Here is a 17,649-nt window from a genome sequence, read left to right as displayed (position 1 = left end):
CACCTCGCCTTGAAGGGTCCGCAGGAGGCCCCATGACCAAACTTCTGATGCGAGCCCTGGCCGGCGAGACGCTGCACACCCCGCCGATCTGGATGATGCGCCAGGCGGGGCGTTATCTGCCGGAATACCGGGCCACGCGCGCGCAGGCGGGCGATTTCCTGTCGCTGTGCTATACCCCCGATCTCGCGGCCGAGGTGACGCTGCAGCCGATCCGCCGCTTCGGCTTCGATGCGGCGATCCTGTTCGCCGATATTCTGCTGATCCCGCAAGCGCTCGGCGCGGATGTCTGGTTCGTGACGGGGGAAGGGCCGAGGCTGTCCACGCTTACGTCAGCCGACGACATCGCCCGCTTGAAACCGGCGGACCAGATCCATGATCGCTTGGCGCCGATCTATGAAACACTGCGGATCCTGTCGCGCGAACTGCCCAGGGAAACGGCGCTGATCGGCTTTGCCGGGGCGCCATGGACGGTTGCGACCTATATGGTTGCCGGTCGCGGCACGCCGGACCAAGGGCCGGCCCATGCCCTGAAGAACCAGGATCGCGCGGCCTTCACTGCCCTGATCGACCGAATCGCGGATGCCACGATCCACTATCTGTCGGCTCAGATCGAGGCCGGGGCCGAGGTGGTCAAGCTGTTCGACAGCTGGGCGGGCAGCCTGCGGGGCCACGACTTCGACGATTTCGCCATCGCCCCCACTCGGCGCATCATCGCCGCGCTGAAGGAACGCCATCCCCAGGTGCCGATTATCGCCTTCCCGCGAGAGGCCGGGGATCGCTATACCGGCTTTGCCCGCGCAACGGGGGCCGATTGCGTCGCGCTGGACAATTCGGTCGATGCGGAATGGGCGGCCCGCCACCTGCAGACCGACAGCTGCGTGCAGGGCAATCTGGACCCGCGTCATATGGTCACAGGCGGGCCGGAGCTTGTGGCCGAGGCGCAGCGGATCACCCGCGCGTTGCGCGGCGGGCCGCATATCTTCAACCTGGGTCACGGCATCACGCCGGACGCCGATCCCGACAACGTCGCCCTGATGATCGAGGCCGTGCGCAGCGCATGATCTGGGTCGCGGCCACGCTGATCGCGGCCACGGCGCAGACGGCGCGGAACGCGGCGCAGGCGGGACTGGCGCGGGATGTCGGCACCATCGGCGCGACTGCCGTCCGGTTCGTCTTCGGCTTTCCTTTCGCGGCACTAGCCCTGGCTGTGGCCTCTGCCTGGATGCCGCTGCCGGTTCCCGACCTTCGGGTGATCGGCTGGGCCGCGCTTGGTGCGCTGTCGCAGATCGCCGCCACCGCCTTCATGCTGGTGACGATGCGCGACAAGGGCTTTGGCATCGCCACCGCGCTGATGAAGACCGAACCCGTGACCCTGGCCCTGATCGGGGCACTGGTCCTGGCCGAGCCGCTTGGCCCCTCAAGGCTGGGCGCGATCAGCCTTGCCACGCTGGGGGTCGTTCTCGCCTCGGGTGCAAGCTGGGATCGCGCGGCCCTGGGGCCGGTCGCGACGGGCGTGCTGTCGGGCGCGTTGTTCGGCTTGTCGGCCACTGGCTTTCGCGGCGCACTTCTGGCGCTGCCGGACGGTGGCTATGTGCTGCGCGCCATGACCGTGCTGGCGATCACGCTTGGCCTGCAAGCCGCCATCATGCTGGCCTGGCTGGTGCTTTGCGACCGCAGGGCCTTGCGGGGGATCGAGGCGCAATGGCGCGTTTCCCTGAGCGCGGGCGCCCTGGGCGCCTTCGCATCGCTGTTCTGGTTCATCGGCTTTGCCCTGACCCCTGCCGCCAATGTCCGCACCCTGGCCCTGGTCGAGGTCGTGATGGCGCAGATCCTGTCGGGCCGGGTCTTTCGCCAAAGCGTCAGGCCGGTGCAATTGGCCGGCATGGCGCTGATCCTGGCAGGGGTCGGCTGGCTGATGGCGGTCGCGGCCTAGACCCACTTCGCCAGCGGCGGCAGGCTCATCAGCACGGCGTCGGCATTGTGGCCGGTTTCCAGCCCGAACTTCGTCCCCCGGTCGTAGACCAGGTTGTATTCCGCATAAAGCCCGCGATGGATCAGTTGCGCATCGCGGTCGGCATCCGACCAGGGCTGACCCATTCGGGCCTGAGCCAGGGGCAGGAAGGCGGGCAGGAAGGCCTCGCCCACGGCGCGGGTGAAGTCGAAATCGGCCTGCCAGTCGCCGGTGTTCAGGTCGTCGAAGAAGATGCCGCCGACGCCCCGAGCCCGGCCGCGATGGGGGATGAAGAAGTATTCGTCCGCCCAGGCCTTGAAGCGGTCGTAGTAGTCCGCGCCATGCGCATCGCAAGCCGCGCGCAGGATCGCGTGGAAATGCGCCGTGTCGTCGGGATATTCGATGCAGGGGTTCAGGTCCGCGCCACCCCCGAACCACCAGGCGCCGGGCGTCCAGAACATCCGCGTGTTCATGTGGACCGCCGGGGCATGGGGGTTCTGCATATGCGCGACCAGGCTGATGCCGCTGGCCCAGAAACGCGGGTCGCTGTCGATCCCCGGCACACCGCGGGATGCCATTGCCGCCTGCGCGCGCGGGGCCAGGGTGCCGTGAACCTCGGACCAGTTGACGCCCACCTTTTCGAAGACGCGGCCCCCGCGCATCACCGACATCAGCCCGCCGCCGCCGTTATCCTGGCGTTCGGTCGGGGTCACGACAAAGCGCCCGGCGGGGGCTGCGCCGGGACCGCGATCCTCCAGATCCTCGAAGGCGGCAACGATGCGGTCGCGCAGCGCGTGGAACCAGGCGGCGGCGGTGTTGCGTTGATGATCCATGAGGTTCTCCAAACTTGATTTGCCAGCCTGGATGCGCGGCGCTAGCATTCCTCACCCGCTGTAATGAGACCGGCCATGACCCGCAACACCGCCCTTGCCGCCGTTGCCACCCTGCCGCTGATGGTTGCGGCCTGCGGGACGCCGCAGGAACGCTGCATCAGCCAGAACACCGGCGAATACCGCACCGTCAGCCGCCTTCTGGCCGAGGTTGAGGGCAATCTGGCGCGCGGCTATGCCTGGGAGGAACGGCAGGTCGTGCGCGACCGCCTGACCCAGTGCCGGACCTATGTCCGCGACAGCAAGGGCCGTGCCATCGCAACCTATGAGCCCTGCTGGCGGGACTATGTCGATGTGGAACGCTATCGCGTCCCCATCGACCCGGCCGCCGAACAGCGCAAGCGCGACAACCTTGCCGCGCGCAAGGCCGCGCTTGGCGCAAGGGCGGCATCGGCGGTGCAGGCCTGCCGCGCCGCCTTCCCCGAGGAACAGGGCTGATCGTCAGACGGTCTGGACCGCCACCCGGTCGGCCAGGCTGCGGCCGCCGTCCACGGTGATGATCTGGCCGGTCACGAAACGGGAGGCATCGCTGGCAAGATACATCACGGTGTCCACCAGTTCGTCCGCGGGCGCGATGCGGCCCATCGGTGTCGCTGCGACGATCGGGTCGCGCAGTTCCGGCTTTTCGCGCAGCGACTCCATCAATTCATGCGACATGACGCTGCCGAAGCGCACGCCGTTTATGCGAATCCTGTGGGGCGCCAGGGCAAGCGCCATACCCCGCGTCGCCTGTTCCTGCGCCGCATAGGCGATAGAATAGCCCAGCATCGTCGGAACCGGATTCTGCGCGGCCAGGGTGGACAGGTTGATGATCGCGCCGGCCGTTCCGCCTTCGGGCGCTTCCTGGGCCTGCCTAATCATGCGCTTGGCGACGATCTGCGTCATCCGCAGCCCCGCAATCATGTTTTCGCGCAGCAACTGCTCCAGCACATCCGGGTCGGTATCCAGGGGATCCGATGCCTTGACCAGACGATGAGCGTTGACCAGGATGTCCACCCGGTCAAAGGCATCCAGCGTGGCTGACAGCAGGTTTGCCGTGGCCAGCCTTTCCGACATCCGTCCCGAAAAACTGCGGACATGGGGGTCGCGTTCGTCAAAGTCCGACATGGCAACCGTCAGCGCCGCTTCGTCCGCATCGGCGAACATCACATTGGCCCCGCGTTCCACGAAATGCCGTGCGATGGCCATGCCGATGCCGCGCCCGGCGCCGGTCACGATGGCCGTCTTGCCTTGGATCCCGCCGGCCATCAGCGCCGCCCCTTGCGCGCGGCGCCGCGGCCCGCGCCCGTCGCCTCGAACACCTTGAAACGGTTGTCGCCGCGGATTTCGTGAACCTGTCCGAAATGCTGCGCCAAGACGGCTTCATAAGGCAGGTGCCGGTTCGCGACCATCCACAGCCGTCCCGCCCCGGTCAGCAGCCGCGCCGCCGCCGCAATGAACGCCGCGCCGATCCGGGGATCGGCCGCGCGACCATCGTGGAAGGGCGGGTTCATGATGACGCCGTTCACCGGCTCTTTCAGCGCGAAGTCCCGCGCGTCGGCCCAGTGGAACTGCGCGCGCGGGTCGCGGATATTGTCGCGTGCCGATTCCAGTGCGGCATGATCGGCCTCGACCAGGTGGATCACCTCGATCCCCGGCCGGGTCAAGGCCTGCGCGGAAAGCCAGCCCCATCCGGCGCCCAGATCGACGACACGGGTGGGCATCCGCTCCGGCAGCGCCGCCGCCAGCATGGCCGAGCCGGGATCGACCCCATCCGCCGAAAAGACGCCGGGCCGGGTGACAAAGCCGGGCGCTGCTTCCTGCGTGCGGGCGGCCCAGTCGGGGGGCAGCCAGTCGCCCTGAGGGACCGTCATGCGGAAGATCTTGCCATGGGCCTTGCTGTGAACCTCATCCACCGGGGCAAGGGCGCGCAGATCCCTGAGCATGGAATCAACCCCGTCGGTCTTCTGTCCGTCGATCCACAACGCCGCGCCGGGCTGCAGGCGTGATGCCGCATCCGCAATCCGCGCGCGTCCCTGGGCCTTGGCGCGCGGCAGGACGACAAGCGCCGCGTCGAAGCGGCCATCGACCTGCGGCGCGACGCGGTAGCCGCGCGCGGACAGCGCCTGATGATCGGGGAAATTGCCCTGCTGGACCTGCGTGCGGGCGGGGTCCAAGGGCGAAAGATCGTCGCCGCCACGCGCGCCGATCACAAGAAAATCGCCTCCGGGATGACCGTCCGGGAGGGCGAGGGCCAAGCGCGTCGCTGTCACTGTTATTCTTTTTCCATCGTGCATTGCAGCGGATGCTGCTGCCGCCGCGCCAGTTCCATCACCTGCGCGACCTTTGTTTCGGCGACCTCGTGCGAGAAGACGCCGACGACCGCCACGCCCTTGCGGTGGACGGTCAGCATGATCTCGATCGCCTGGGCGTGGGTCATGTTGAACAACCGTTCCAGCACATGGACCACGAACTCCATGGGCGTGAAATCGTCGTTCAGCATCAGCACCTTGTACATGGGCGGGCGTTGGGTCCGGGTGCGCGGCTTCGTAACCAGTTCGGTCTGGTCGTCGGGTCCGTCGCCATCTGTCATCCAATGGGCCATGCTGTCCGGTCTGATCGTGATTATCGTCATGCGTGCATCAATATAGTCGATTCTGGCCGCGATAAAAGCCCACCCACAGCCGGCGAAGCGCAGGAAAATAACGCAAATGAACGGTTACATGACAGGAAATGCCGTGCTATTATCCGATTGTTAAGTAATGGCATGCGACAAACGACATGCCGCCAGAGGCAGAGAGACCGCGACAGTGATCCGTATTTCCCAGACAGCCCGGCTGTGGGCTATCCTCTTGCTGGCCGTCCTGGCCCCGGCAAGCCTGTCGGCTGCCCCCTTCGCCGCCTATGTCATCGATGCGCGAACCGGCCAGCCGATCTACAGACAGAACGAGGATACGCGGCTGCATCCCGCGTCCCTGACCAAGATGATGACGCTGTACATGGCCTTTACCGCAATCGAACGCGGTCAGGTCCGGCTGGATTCGCAGTTCCTCGTGTCCACCAATGCCGCGTCCGAACCCCCGTCCAAGCTGGGCCTGAAGGCTGGCCAGCGCATCGAGCTGCGCTATCTGATCCGCGCCGCCGCCATCAAGTCGGCGAACGATGCCGCCACCACCATCGGGGAAGGGCTGGCGGGGTCCGAGGCGGCCTTTGCCCAGCAGATGACGCAGATGGCCCGTGCCTTGGGCATGCGGAACAGCCATTTCCAGAACGCCCACGGGCTGACGCAGGAAGGGCATTATTCGACCGCCCATGACATGACCATCCTGGGGCGGCGGCTGTTCTATGATTTCCCGCAGTATTACAACATCTTCTCGCGCCGTTCGGCGGATGCGGGGATCGCGCAGGTCGCCTCGACCAACAAGCGGTTCCTGGACTCCTATCAGGGCGCGGACGGGATCAAGACGGGCTATACCCGTGCGGCGGGCTTCAACCTGACCGCCTCGGCGCAGCGCGGAAACAAGCGGCTGGTCGCGACCGTCCTGGGCGGAACCTCGACCGCGCATCGCAACCAGGTGATGGCGCAACTGCTGGACGCAGGCTTCACCCGCGTACCGAACCGTGTCCGCGAAGTCCGGCCCGAGGCGCCGCGCCTGATGGCACAGCGCGTCGTGCGCCGTGCGCAGGTCCAGCCGACCATCGCCGCGACGCAGCCCGACCCGCAGCGCCTTGTACTGAGTGCCTCGGCCCCGCCGGTGCGGGTCAGCCGGGCGGTCGCCGCATCGACCGCAGCCGTCGCTCAGGCGCCCGTGGATCAGGCCGCAGCCGAGCCGGCTGCGACCGGGGGGTTGACGCTGGCCGCCAGTGCCCGGCCCGCCAGCCGGCCCGGTGCCGCCACCCCTGCCGTTGCCGAGGCCGCGCCGCAATCGGCCAGCCTTGCCGCCCCTGCCCTGTCGCAGTCGGTCCGCCCTGCCCCCGCGCCGCGTTCCCGTTCCGCCAGCACGGCGGCAGCCATCACCAACGCCGCCGCTGAACCGGCCGCGATCGCCCGCGCCGTGGCCGAGGCCGTCCCGCAGAATGGCGAAACCTCGCTGTCGCTTCTGGCCTCGCCCTCGCCGAAACCCCGGTCGGAGACGGTGATCCTGGCGGCGATGGGCGAAGGCGACCTTGCCGAACCCGAGCCGCTGGAGATCGTGTCCCGCCCCGCCAACAGCGGGCGTGGCTGGGGCGTGACTCTGGGCATGTTCAAGTCGAAGGTCGAGGCCGAGCGGCTTTTGCTGCGCAGCGCCCTGCAGGACGGGGCCATCCTGAACGGGGCCGTGCGGCATGTGGCCGATACCAAGCGCGGCTTCCAGCCGAGCTTTGCGAACCTGACCAAGGCCAATGCGGAACTGGTCTGCGAACGCTTCGCCAGCCGGTCGCAGGAATGTCAGGTGGTCGGGCGGTAAACCCGCCTGCCAGGGAATCGAAAAGGGGCAGAGTGATCTCTGCCCCTTTTTCCATGCCTGTTCCGTCTAATCGGGCTTCGGCCGGTCGTCCCACTTGTCGCTGAGAATCCGTTCGGCATCCCCCTTGGGATCCTCGAACTGGCGCGACCGCAGGGCCCAGATGAAGGCCACAAGGCCCGCCGCGCCCAGGCCAAGCGATACGGGGATGAGGATCGACAGGATCTCCATGGCCTATTCCTTTCGGTTGCCCAACCGCAGGGCGTTCAGCGTCACCGTGATCGAGCTGAGCGACATCGCCAGCGCCGCGATCAGCGGCGTCACCAGTCCGACCACCGCCAAAGGCACGGCAACGATGTTGTAGGTGAAGGAGATCGCGAAGTTCTCGCGGATGCGGCGGGTGGCGCGCCGGGCGATCGCCACGGCATCGGCCACGGGGGCAAGGTCGCTGCCGGTCAGCACCATGTCGCTGGCCACACGCGCGGCATCAAGCGCGCTTGCGGGAGAGATCGAGGCATGGGCGCGGGCCAGCGCCGCCGTGTCGTTCAGCCCGTCGCCCACCATCAGGACACGCGCGCCCTGCGCGGCAAGATCGGCCACCATGGCCTCTTTCCCGCGTGGATCGACGCCTGCATGAAAATCCTCGATGCCAAGCCGCCCGGCCAGATCGGCCACCGCCGCCTGGCGGTCGCCCGAGATCAGCACGACCCGCATCCGCGCCTTGCGCAGCATCGCCACGCAATCCGCCGCACCCGGACGCAATGTGTCGGTGAAGTCCAGACGGACCGGCGCCTGACCCTCGACCGCCAGCCATGTCGCACTGGTGGGCATGGTCTCATCGTCGGCCACGCCCAGCCAATCGGCACGGCCCAGCCGGACCGTCCGCCCCTGCCAGCGGGCCGAGACGCCAAAGCCCGGATGCTCGGTCACGTCGGACAGGTCGGCGGCGGGATGATCGGCCAGGGCTTCCGCCAGGGCGCGCGACAGCGGGTGGGCGGAGGCCTCGGCCAGGGCGCGGGCCACGGGGCGCAGGTCGGCTGACAGCGGGTCGGCGGATACCAGCACCGGGCGGCCCAGGGTCAGCGTGCCCGTCTTGTCGAAGACCACCGTGTCCACCTCGGCCAGACGCTCCAGCGCGGTGCCCTCCTTGATCAGCAATCCGCGCCGGAACAGCCGGCCCGACGCTGCGGTTGCGACCGCCGGAACCGCCAGCCCCAGCGCGCAGGGACAGGTCACGATCAGCACAGCCGCCGCGATGTTGATGGCCAGCCGCAGATCGCCGGTCGCCCACAGCCAGCCCGCAAGACTGCACAGGGCCAACAAATGCACGGTGGGGGAATAGGCGCGCGAGGCTCGTTCCGCCAGCGAGGTATAGCGTCCGCGCGCGGCCTCGGCTGCCTCGACAAGCGCGGTCAGGCGCGCCAGGGATGAATCGCGGCCGGCCGCAGTGACCCGCAGGGTCAGGGGGCCGGTCAGGTTGACCTCTCCCGCCGACAGCATCTGACCGGGCGCGGCCAGAACCGGCAGGGTTTCCCCGGTCAGCAAGGCGCGGTCGATCTCGGACCGGCCCTCGACGATCTCGCCATCCGCGGGCACGCGGTTGCCGGGCCGGATGAGGATCAGGTCGCCCCGCCGCAGCGAGGCGATCGGCACGACCTGCTCGGCCCCATCGGCCAGCAGGGTGGCGCGGGGCACCTCCAACGCGGTAAGCTCGGCTGCGGCGGACCGGGCGATGGCGCGGGTGCGATGATCCAGATAGCGCCCGATCAGCAGGAAGAAGCACAGCATGGTCACGCCGTCGAAATAGGCGTGATGGCCCGACTGCGTCGTTTCATAGACCGAGATCGCGCTGGCCAGGATCAGCGCCAGAGAGATCGGCACATCCATCCCCAGGCGTCCCGCCCGGACGGAAGCCCAGGCGCTGCGGAAGAAGGGCTGGCCCGCGAAGAACACCGTGGGCAGCGCGATGGCGCCGCTGATCCAGTGGAACAGGTCGCGGGTCGCGGCCTCGGCCCCGGACCAGACGGCGACCGACAGGATCATGACGTTCATCATCGCGAACCCCGACACGCCGATGCGCATCAGCAGGTCGCGGCCCTGCCGGTCGGCCGTGGTGGCCGCCAGCGCGTCGGGGTCAAGTTCGTGCGCCTCATAGCCCACGCCCGCCAGGACAGGGATCAGGTCTTCGGCGGTCAGGCCGGGCGCGTCCACGGTGACGCGGCGCAGGGTCAGGTTGACGCGGGCGTGGCGCACCCCCGGATGGGCCGCCAGCGCGGTTTCCACATCGGTGATGCAGGCCGCGCAATGGGCCGTCGGCAGCGACAGGATCAGCGTGCCATCGGCATGTTCGGCCCGGTCGGCCAGGCGCTGCGCCAGGGGTGCCGCGTCACAGGCGGGACAGGCGCTGAAGCCCGCTGCGGTCAGGTCGGCCATGTCACTTCACCCTTGCCCCTGCATAATGGTCCAGCCGCTGCCGGAACTGCGTCCCGTCCTTGGCCACGGCTTGGACATGGATGTTCCAGGCCCCCGGCGCCAGGTCCAAGGCCGCCCGGTAAACGCCGCCCGCGGCCTGGAATTGCGGCGTCACGTCCGACCGCTTGTGCGTGGGCCGTCCGACGGTGGCCGAGAAGTCGCGCAGGATCGGATGCCTTCCCTGCCCGTCCACGATCTCGATGGCCAGTTCCGACCCGTCATAGCTGGCCTTGGCGGTCCAGCCCAGGCTCTGCTGCGCTTGTCGGTCCCGGTCGAACTGCTGGGATGCGACATAGCTGTTCGGCACCTCCAGCCCCGGAAAGCTGCCCACCGCCAGGACGGCCATGACCAGGTTGACGGCGATGATGACCCCGAAGGCCGACAGCGTGATGATCAGGACGTGGCGCCCCGTCAGTTCCCTTGCCATTCATCTGCCCTTTCCGTGGAAGACCGTGCCGACCGTGGCCGTGGTCCCATCGATATCGTCGCGCACCACTAGATCCAAGGAGGTCGACTCGGCGGCTGCCAGCGGCGACCCGGCGGGCGCCGTCACGTAAAGCCTGCGGCTGAGGGTCTGGTCGGCAGGCACCTCGACCGCGCCCTGGGGCGCACCTTCGATGGCGACGGTCAGGCCATCGGCCCCTTCGACATCGAAGCTGAAGCTGCGGTTCTCGTGCTGCTTGTTGCGCAGCCGCACCTCGTAGGTGTTGCGGATCGCGCCGTCCGACAGGGTGACGAACAGCGGGTTGCGCACCGGCGAGACGTTCAGGTCCAGCGGCGAGCGCATGAGCAGCGCCACGATCAGCGCGACGCCGATGCCGGCCCACAGCGTGAAGTACAGCAGCGTGCGCGGGCGCAGGATGTGCCTCCAGATGGGCTTCGGGGCGGCCCCGGCCCGTTCGGCGGTCTCGTCGCTCAGCGCCATGTAGTCGATCAGCCCGCGCGGCTTGCCGATCTTGTCCATGATCTCGTCGCAGGCGTCGATGCACAGCGCGCAGGTGATGCATTCCATCTGCTGGCCGTTGCGGATGTCGATGCCCATCGGGCAGACATTCACGCAGGCCATGCAGTCGATGCAGTCACCGGCGGAATTGGCCGGGATCGGCCCGCCCACGCCGGTGCGCACGCCCTCATAGGGAACCGGCGGATAATGGCCACCCGCAAGGGGGCCTGCGGCGTGGCTGGACGCCGCCGCCGCTTCGGCCACGGCCGTGCTGCGGTGGCGGACATTGCTTTTGCCGCGCGGTTCGCCCCGCCATTCGCGATAGGCGACGGTCAGCGTGTCCTCGTCCATCATGGCGGCCTGGATGCGCGGCCAGGGGCAGGCATAGATGCAGATCTGTTCGCGCGCAAACCCGCCGAAGGTGAAGGTCGTCGCCGTCAGGATCGCCATGGTGATATAGGCGACAGGATGGGCCTGGCCGGTGAAAAGGTTCTGCAGCAGCGTCGGTGCGTCGGTGAAATAGAAGATCCACGCCCCGCCGGTCATCAGCGCGATGACCAGCCAGACCGTCCATTTGAACAGCCGCAGCCTGATCTTCTGCGCGTCCCATTTCTGGCGCTGCAGGCGGATGCGGGCGTTGCGGTCGCCTTCGATCCAGCGTTCCACCAGGATGAACAGGTCGGTCCAGACCGTCTGCGGGCAGGCATAGCCGCACCAGACCCGCCCCAGTGCCGAGGTGAACAGGAACAGCCCCAATCCCGCCATGACCAGAAGACCGGCGACGAAATAGAATTCGTGCGGCCAGATCTCGATCCAGAAGAAGAAGAACCGGCGATTGGCAAGGTCGACCAGAACCGCCTGGTCGGGCATCGACGGCCCCCGGTCCCAGCGGATCCACGGCGTGACGTAATAGATCGCCAGGGCCAGGGCCATGATGATCCACTTGAGGTTTCTGAACCGCCCCTTCACCCGCTTCGGAAAGATGGGTTCCCGCTTGGCGTAAAGGCTGGGGGGGTCCAACTCTTGGCTGGACATGTGAAGAATCGCTCCTGTTTCGCGTCGTCCCGTCTAGACCGGATGACATGGGGATTCCTTGACCTGCATCAAATGCAATCATGCTTGCCGCTTCCCGATCAGGGCAAGCCCGCGTAACCTGCCCGCGACAGAAGGAGTGCCATATGCTGACCATTCACGGCGTCACCCGTTCCCGCGCCTCGCGCATCATCTGGCTGTGCCACGAGATCGGGCTGGAGTTTCGGCAGATCCCGGTAATCCAGGCCTATCGCTTGGCCGATCCCGACGCGCCGGACGCGGCCCTGAACACGCATTCGCCCGCCTTCCTGTCGCTGTCGCCCGCAGGCGCCATTCCGGTAATCGAGGATAACGGGCTGGTCCTGTCCGAGTCGCTGGCCGCAACCCTGTATCTGGCGCGCAAATATGGCGGGAACATCGGCCCGGCCGATCTGGCCGAGGATGCGCAGATGATGCAGTGGAGTTTCTATGCCGCGACCAGCATCGAGCCCGATGCGCTGACCATCCTGTTCCTGCACGCCCGCTCGCGCCTGCAATCGGGCGAGGACCAGGCCATCGTCGCCAACGCGGCCGAACGCCTGGTCCGCCCGCTGAAGGTCGTGGAAGGCCATCTCTCGACCCGACCCTACCTGGTCGGCGACCGCTTCACCGTCGCCGACATCAACATGGCCGAGGTTCTGCGATACGCCCAGGGCTATGGCGAACTGATGGGGCAATTCCCCGCGACCATGGCTTGGCTGGAGACCTGCCAGTCCCGCCCCGCCTTCCGCCAGATGTGGGAGGCGCGGCTGGCCGAACCCGAATAGATATTGAAATATGCATTGTGGCATCTAATATGAAGTTCAGGAGGCCGCCCATGACCCGTTTGCTGACGAACCACATCTGCACGATGACCGAGTTGCGCGAACCGCATAAGGTTCTGGAACGCTCGGGCGGCAAGCCGGTGGCGATCCTGCGGAACTCGCAGTTGGTCGGGTATCTGGTCCCCGAGGAAGCGACGGACAAGGGCCAGCACCGCCATGCGACGCGCGAGGAAGTGATGGAGTCGCTGCGGCGCACCAAGGAGCGCGCCCAACCTGTCCTTGACTATCTGCGCGACAAGTAAGCATGATGGAATGGTTGCTGCCCTCGGCCGAACTGGTCGAGACGATCCATGATGCCGTGCTGAATCCTGGCGAATTGTACGGCAAGGCTCAGAACAAGTCCTTGGAGGGGGCCTTGGCACGGGTCGAAAACCGGCTTGCCTACGGCATGATTGGCGACATTTTCGACGTTGCGGCTGCCTATGCCATGGCCATCGCCCAAGGACATTGCTTCAACGATGCCAACAAGCGCACGGCCTATCGCACAATGCAGGTGGTGCTGGACATGAATGGCGCACGCGAGCCGGATGTTGCCGAAGATGTCATAGGCCAGAAGATCATCGCCCTTGCCCAAGGCCTGATCGATGATGGCGATCTGGCCGAATGGCTGCGTGACAGGGCCTGAACCCACCGGGGCTGGCCTTGCGTCCCGCCGCATGAGATAGTCCCCCCACCCAGAACAAGAGCAGAACCCGATGGCCGACGACCTTCTTTCCGCCGTTGATGCGACCGACAGCTATTCCGCCGCCTCGATCGAGGTGCTGGAGGGGCTGGAGCCCGTCCGCAAGCGCCCCGGCATGTATATCGGCGGCACCGACGAACGCGCGCTGCACCATCTGGTGGCGGAAATCCTCGACAACTCGATGGACGAGGCGGTGGCGGGCCATGCCAGCCGGATCGAGGTCGAGCTGCTGGCCGATTACCGCGTCACCATCCGCGACAACGGCCGCGGCATCCCCATCGACCCGCACCCCAAGTTTCCGGGCAAGTCCGCGCTGGAGGTGATCCTCTGCACCCTGCACGCGGGCGGCAAGTTCTCGGGCGACGCCTATCAGACCTCGGGCGGGTTGCACGGCGTGGGCGCCTCGGTCGTGAACGCGCTGTCGGACGTGATGATCGTGCAGGTCGCGCGCAACAAGGAACTGTTCGAACAACGTTTTTCGCGCGGCATTCCGCAGGGACCGGTGGCGAAGATCGGCGCCGCCCCGAACCGGCGGGGCACCACCGTGACCTTCCACGCCGACGAGGTGATCTTCGGCCATCACCGCTTCAAGCCCGCGCGGCTGCTGAAGATGGTGAAGTCCAAGGCCTATCTGTTCAGCGGCGTCGAAATCCGCTGGAAGTCCGAGATCGACGATGGCGAAACCCCGCGCGAAGCCACCTTCCACTTCCCTGGTGGTCTGGCCGATTACCTGTCCGAAACGCTGCACGGGGCCAGCACCTATGCCGACCGCCCCTTTGCGGGCAGCGTCGATTTCCGTCGTCAGGGCGCGCCGGGCAAGGTGGACTGGGCAATCAACTGGACGCCCTCGCGCGATGGCTTCATCCAGTCCTATTGCAACACGGTGCCGACGCCCGAGGGCGGCACGCATGAGGCCGGCTTCTGGTCCGCGATCCTGAAGGGTGTGCGCGCCTATGGCGAGCGGGTCAACAACAAGAAGGCCGCCCAGATCACGCGCGAGGATCTGCTGACCGGCGGCTGCGCGCTTGTGTCCTGCTTCATCCGGGAACCGGAATTCGTGGGCCAGACCAAGGACCGCCTGGCCACGACCGAGGCCGCGCGGCTGGTCGAAAACGCCGTGCGCGACCATTTCGACACTTGGCTGGCGGCGGATACGAAGTCGGCGGGCGCTATCCTGGACTTCCTGGTCCTGCGGGCCGAGGAACGCCTTCGCCGCAAGCAGGAAAAGGAAACCGCCCGCAAGACCGCCACCAAGAAACTGCGGCTGCCCGGCAAGCTGGTTGACTGTTCAGCGACCAACCGGGATGGCACCGAACTGTTCATCGTCGAGGGCGACAGCGCGGGCGGCAGCGCCAAGATGGCGCGCGACCGGACGAACCAGGCGCTGCTGCCGCTGCGGGGCAAGATCCTGAACGTGCTGGGGGCGGCGTCGTCAAAGATGGGCGCCAACCAGGAAATCAACGATCTTTGCCAAGCACTTGGCGTCGGTATCGGATCCAAGTTCAATGTCGATGACCTACGCTATGACAAGGTCATCATCATGACCGATGCCGATGTAGACGGCGCCCATATCGCCAGCCTGCTGATGACATTCTTCTTCACGCAGATGCGGCCGATGATCGACAAGGGGCACCTGTATCTCGCCTGCCCGCCGCTTTATCGGCTGACTCAGGGCGCGCATCGCGTCTATGTCGCGGATGATGCGGAAAAGGAACGGATGCTGGCCAAGGGCCTGGGTGGCAAGGGCAAGATCGACGTGCAGCGCTTCAAGGGCTTGGGCGAGATGGACGCCAAGGATCTGAAGGACACGACGATGAACCCCAGGACGCGCAAGCTGATCCGGGTCAGCATCGACGACGACGAAGGCGGCGAAACCGGCGATCTGGTCGAACGCCTGATGGGCAAAAAGCCGGAACTGCGCTTCGAATACATTCAGGAAAACGCCCGCTTCGCCGAAGAACTGGACGTCTGACATGCGGCAGTACCACGATGCCTTGCGGACGGTTCTGGAACAGGGATGTGAGAGCACCGACCGGACAGGGACGGGCACGATCAGCCATTTCGGGCTGCAATGCCGCTACCCGCTGGGCGAGGGCTTTCCGCTGGTCACGACCAAGAAGCTGCACCTGAAGTCGATCATCCACGAACTGCTGTGGTTCCTGTCGGGCGATACGAACATCCGCTATCTTCAGGAAAACGGCGTCTCGATCTGGGACGAATGGGCGGACGAGAACGGCGACCTGGGTCCGGTCTATGGCCGCCAATGGCGGCATTTCCCGAAGCTGGTGCCCAGCGGGCTGGATGCTGACGGGCGACCGCTGTTTTTCGCGGGCCATGTCGATCAGATCGCCGAACTGGTGGATGCGATCCGCAGGACGCCGGACAGTCGCCGCCTGATCGTCTCGGCCTGGAACCCCGGCGATGTGCCCGACATGGCGCTGCCGCCTTGCCATACGCTGTGGCAGGTGCGGATCCTATCTGGAAAGCTGCATCTGCAGCTTTATCAGCGGTCGGCGGACATGTTCCTGGGGGTGCCGTTCAACATCGCCTCCTATGCGCTGCTGCAGGTGATGCTGGCGCATGTGACGGGGTATGAGCCGGGGGATTTCATCCACTCCATCGGTGACGCGCATATCTATTTGAACCACCTGGATCAGGTACGCACGCAACTTGCGCGAACCCCGAAGCCCCTGCCCCAGATCCGCCTGCGGCGGCAGGTCGAGTCCATCTTCGACTTCCGCTTCGAGGATTTCGAGGTGCTGAACTATGACCCTGATCCGGCCATCAAGGCCCCGGTGGCGGTCTGACTCATGCTGACTCTGATCGCTGCCCGCGACCGCAACGGCGCCATCGGCAAGGACAACGACATCCCCTGGCACGCGCCCGAGGATCTGGCCTTCTTCCAGCGGGAAACAACCGGCGGCGCGGTCATCATGGGCCGCCGGACATGGGACAGTCTGCCTTTCAAACCATTGAAGAACCGCTTGAATTTGGTGGTATCGTCCGATCTGACGATCACCGAACAAGTCTTTCCCTCGCCTGAAAAGGCTGTCGATCATGCCTATCAGGCGGGCTATCGTCGCGTCTATGGCATCGGCGGGGCGGGCATCTATCGCGCGTTGCTGCCGTTGGCGGACCGGCTGCTGCTGACCAAGGTCGATCTGGCCGTGCCGGGCGCCGACGCTTTCTTTCCGGCCTTTGACGCAAACGAATGGGATTGCCTGGACTCCGTCCCGCTGCGCCCTGCCGACCCTGCCTGCGTGCTGTTCGAATACCTGCGCCGCCGCTAGGCGGTTTGCACCCCACTGCGCGCCGTGCCAAGCTGGCGGCAATCTGCGGCAAGACAAGGAGATCTCCGTGAATATCCGCTATCTGCACACGATGGTCCGCGTGAAGGATCTGGACAAGACCATGGCCTTCTTCAAGCTGCTGGGGCTGGAGGAAACGCGCCGCATCGACAACGACAAGGGCCGCTTCACGCTGGTTTTCATGGCCCCGCCGGGCCAGCCGGAATGCCCGGTCGAACTGACCTACAACTGGGACGGCGATGAGGGTCTGCCTTCGGACAGTCGCCATTTCGGCCACCTGGCCTATCGCGTCGGCAATATCTACGAAATGTGCCAGAAGCTGATGGACGCGGGCGTCACCATCAACCGTCCGCCGCGGGACGGGCACATGGCTTTTGTGCGCAGCCCCGACAATGTGTCGATCGAGCTGCTGCAGGAAGGCAACCACCTGCCGCCGGCGGAACCCTGGGCCAGCATGGAAAACACCGGCCACTGGTAAATCTGCCGCCACTGGTCAGTAGATATAGCGGATCTGTTCCAGCCAGAACCGCTCGATCCGGCGGCTTTGCATGTTCACCTGCTCCAGGGGCGGGTCTTCCAGCACGCCGGACATGGCCAGCCCCTCGGAATGGCGTAGGAACAGGCGATGGACCATGTCGCGGATGACCTGGCCTTCTTCCGTCAGCTTCACCCGGACCGAACGGCGATCCATGTCGCTGCGTTCGTGATGGACATAGCCCATCGTCACCAGCTTCTTCAGGTTATAGCTGACATTCGACCCCTGATACATGCCGCGGGATCGTAGCTCACCCGCCGACACCTCGGCCGCACCCAGATTGTACAGGATCATCGCCTGCACAGGGGTCAGGTCATGCTGGCCAAGGCGTTCGAATTCGTCCTTGACCAGATCCAGCATCAGCCGGTGCAGACGTTCCAGCAGTTGCAGGGATTCCAGATAAGCCTCGGTCGTGTCGGCCAGGTCGGGCAGGGCCTGAACGTCGGCTTGGGGGCGCATATCGCGCGGCGCAGGGGAAATCATGGCGTCTCGCGGTCCTGATTTGTTCGTCATGACCGCAGCATTGCCGCAAAATCCAAAATCTTCAGT

The 17,649-nt window shown here is 66.1% G+C and carries 20 protein-coding genes; 11 read left to right on the top strand and 9 right to left on the bottom strand.

Annotation, left to right across the window (positions count from 1 at the left end; all coding sequences use genetic code 11):
- The first annotated feature begins 32 nt into the window (after positions 1-32).
- Entirely contained in the window at positions 33-1,061 is a 1,029-nt protein-coding gene (gene hemE, locus AAIL68_RS11115; RefSeq protein WP_347139841.1) for a uroporphyrinogen decarboxylase, read from the top strand.
- Positions 1,058-1,933, top strand: a complete 876-nt coding sequence (locus tag AAIL68_RS11110) for a DMT family transporter (RefSeq protein ID WP_347139840.1) — start codon at positions 1,058-1,060, stop codon at positions 1,931-1,933. Before hemE ends, AAIL68_RS11110 begins: the two co-directional genes overlap by 4 nt.
- On the opposite strand, the gene hemF is transcribed toward AAIL68_RS11110, so the two are convergent.
- Positions 1,930-2,796 (bottom strand): oxygen-dependent coproporphyrinogen oxidase, encoded by an 867-nt coding sequence (gene hemF / locus AAIL68_RS11105; protein WP_347139839.1) that lies wholly within the window; start codon positions 2,794-2,796, stop codon positions 1,930-1,932. The genes AAIL68_RS11110 and hemF overlap by 4 nt on opposite strands.
- A gap of 63 nt (positions 2,797-2,859) precedes the next feature.
- Between hemF and AAIL68_RS11100 the strand changes: the two genes are divergently transcribed.
- A complete protein-coding gene (locus tag AAIL68_RS11100; RefSeq protein WP_347139838.1) occupies positions 2,860-3,279 on the top strand; it encodes a hypothetical protein in 420 nt (139 codons plus the stop codon).
- 3 nt (positions 3,280-3,282) lie between these two features.
- Here the strand turns inward: AAIL68_RS11100 and AAIL68_RS11095 are convergent, their stop codons facing one another.
- From AAIL68_RS11095 to clpS, 3 genes are all read right to left on the bottom strand, one after another.
- A complete protein-coding gene (locus AAIL68_RS11095) occupies positions 3,283-4,089 on the bottom strand; it encodes an SDR family oxidoreductase (RefSeq protein ID WP_347139837.1) in 807 nt (268 codons plus the stop codon).
- Entirely contained in the window at positions 4,089-5,033 is a 945-nt protein-coding gene (locus AAIL68_RS11090; protein WP_347139836.1) for a class I SAM-dependent methyltransferase, read from the bottom strand. Before AAIL68_RS11090 ends, AAIL68_RS11095 begins: the two co-directional genes overlap by 1 nt.
- A gap of 62 nt (positions 5,034-5,095) precedes the next feature.
- Positions 5,096-5,413: an ATP-dependent Clp protease adapter ClpS gene (gene clpS, locus AAIL68_RS11085; RefSeq protein ID WP_347139869.1), complete on the bottom strand. Its 318-nt coding sequence runs from the start codon at positions 5,411-5,413 to the stop codon at positions 5,096-5,098.
- Between the two features lie 217 nt (positions 5,414-5,630).
- Here clpS and AAIL68_RS11080 point away from each other — a divergent pair, with 217 nt between their 5' ends.
- The gene (locus tag AAIL68_RS11080; protein WP_347139835.1) at positions 5,631-7,268 is read left to right on the top strand and encodes a D-alanyl-D-alanine carboxypeptidase family protein; all 1,638 of its coding nucleotides are present in this window, start codon (positions 5,631-5,633) and stop codon (positions 7,266-7,268) included.
- Positions 7,269-7,334: 66 nt separating this feature from the next.
- Here AAIL68_RS11080 and ccoS read toward each other — a convergent pair whose 3' ends face one another.
- Genes ccoS through ccoG form a run of 4 tightly spaced genes read right to left on the bottom strand, consistent with a single transcriptional unit; the run spans position 7,335 to position 11,715 of the window.
- Positions 7,335-7,496 carry a cbb3-type cytochrome oxidase assembly protein CcoS gene (gene ccoS, locus AAIL68_RS11075; RefSeq protein WP_103171242.1) on the bottom strand — a complete coding sequence of 54 codons (162 nt, stop codon included), beginning with the start codon at positions 7,494-7,496 and terminating at the stop codon, positions 7,335-7,337.
- Between the two features lie 3 nt (positions 7,497-7,499).
- Positions 7,500-9,698, bottom strand: coding sequence for a heavy metal translocating P-type ATPase (locus tag AAIL68_RS11070; RefSeq protein ID WP_347139834.1), 2,199 nt, complete (start codon positions 9,696-9,698; stop codon positions 7,500-7,502).
- A 1-nt stretch (position 9,699) separates the two neighbouring features.
- Positions 9,700-10,164, bottom strand: coding sequence for a FixH family protein (locus AAIL68_RS11065; protein WP_347139833.1), 465 nt, complete (start codon positions 10,162-10,164; stop codon positions 9,700-9,702).
- Positions 10,165-11,715 (bottom strand): cytochrome c oxidase accessory protein CcoG, encoded by a 1,551-nt coding sequence (ccoG, locus tag AAIL68_RS11060; protein WP_347139832.1) that lies wholly within the window; start codon positions 11,713-11,715, stop codon positions 10,165-10,167.
- A gap of 143 nt (positions 11,716-11,858) precedes the next feature.
- On the opposite strand from ccoG, the gene AAIL68_RS11055 reads away from it, so the two are divergent.
- The 7 genes from AAIL68_RS11055 (at position 11,859) to AAIL68_RS11025 (ending at position 17,043) form a co-directional block, all read left to right on the top strand.
- Positions 11,859-12,518, top strand: a complete 660-nt coding sequence (locus AAIL68_RS11055; RefSeq protein ID WP_347139831.1) for a glutathione S-transferase family protein — start codon at positions 11,859-11,861, stop codon at positions 12,516-12,518.
- 50 nt (positions 12,519-12,568) lie between these two features.
- Complete coding sequence (locus tag AAIL68_RS11050; RefSeq protein WP_347139830.1) at positions 12,569-12,817, top strand: hypothetical protein; 249 nt, start codon at positions 12,569-12,571, stop codon at positions 12,815-12,817.
- A 2-nt stretch (positions 12,818-12,819) separates the two neighbouring features.
- Positions 12,820-13,200 (top strand): type II toxin-antitoxin system death-on-curing family toxin, encoded by a 381-nt coding sequence (locus AAIL68_RS11045; protein ID WP_347139829.1) that lies wholly within the window; start codon positions 12,820-12,822, stop codon positions 13,198-13,200.
- Between the two features lie 70 nt (positions 13,201-13,270).
- Positions 13,271-15,229 (top strand): DNA topoisomerase IV subunit B, encoded by a 1,959-nt coding sequence (gene parE, locus AAIL68_RS11040; RefSeq protein ID WP_347139828.1) that lies wholly within the window; start codon positions 13,271-13,273, stop codon positions 15,227-15,229.
- Between the two features lies 1 nt (position 15,230).
- Positions 15,231-16,064, top strand: coding sequence for a thymidylate synthase (locus AAIL68_RS11035; RefSeq protein WP_347139827.1), 834 nt, complete (start codon positions 15,231-15,233; stop codon positions 16,062-16,064).
- 3 nt (positions 16,065-16,067) lie between these two features.
- Complete coding sequence (locus AAIL68_RS11030) at positions 16,068-16,547, top strand: dihydrofolate reductase (protein WP_347139826.1); 480 nt, start codon at positions 16,068-16,070, stop codon at positions 16,545-16,547.
- 67 nt (positions 16,548-16,614) lie between these two features.
- The gene (locus AAIL68_RS11025; protein WP_347139825.1) at positions 16,615-17,043 is read left to right on the top strand and encodes a VOC family protein; all 429 of its coding nucleotides are present in this window, start codon (positions 16,615-16,617) and stop codon (positions 17,041-17,043) included.
- A 15-nt stretch (positions 17,044-17,058) separates the two neighbouring features.
- On the opposite strand, the gene AAIL68_RS11020 is transcribed toward AAIL68_RS11025, so the two are convergent.
- Entirely contained in the window at positions 17,059-17,559 is a 501-nt protein-coding gene (locus tag AAIL68_RS11020) for a MarR family transcriptional regulator (RefSeq protein WP_347139868.1), read from the bottom strand.
- Positions 17,560-17,649 lie beyond the last annotated feature (90 nt).

The organism is Paracoccus sp. SSK6, from assembly GCF_039770665.1.
Classification (GTDB): domain Bacteria; phylum Pseudomonadota; class Alphaproteobacteria; order Rhodobacterales; family Rhodobacteraceae; genus Paracoccus.
The sequence above is the reverse complement of the archived record's forward strand: the minus strand, read 5'-3'. Positions and strand labels throughout refer to the sequence as shown.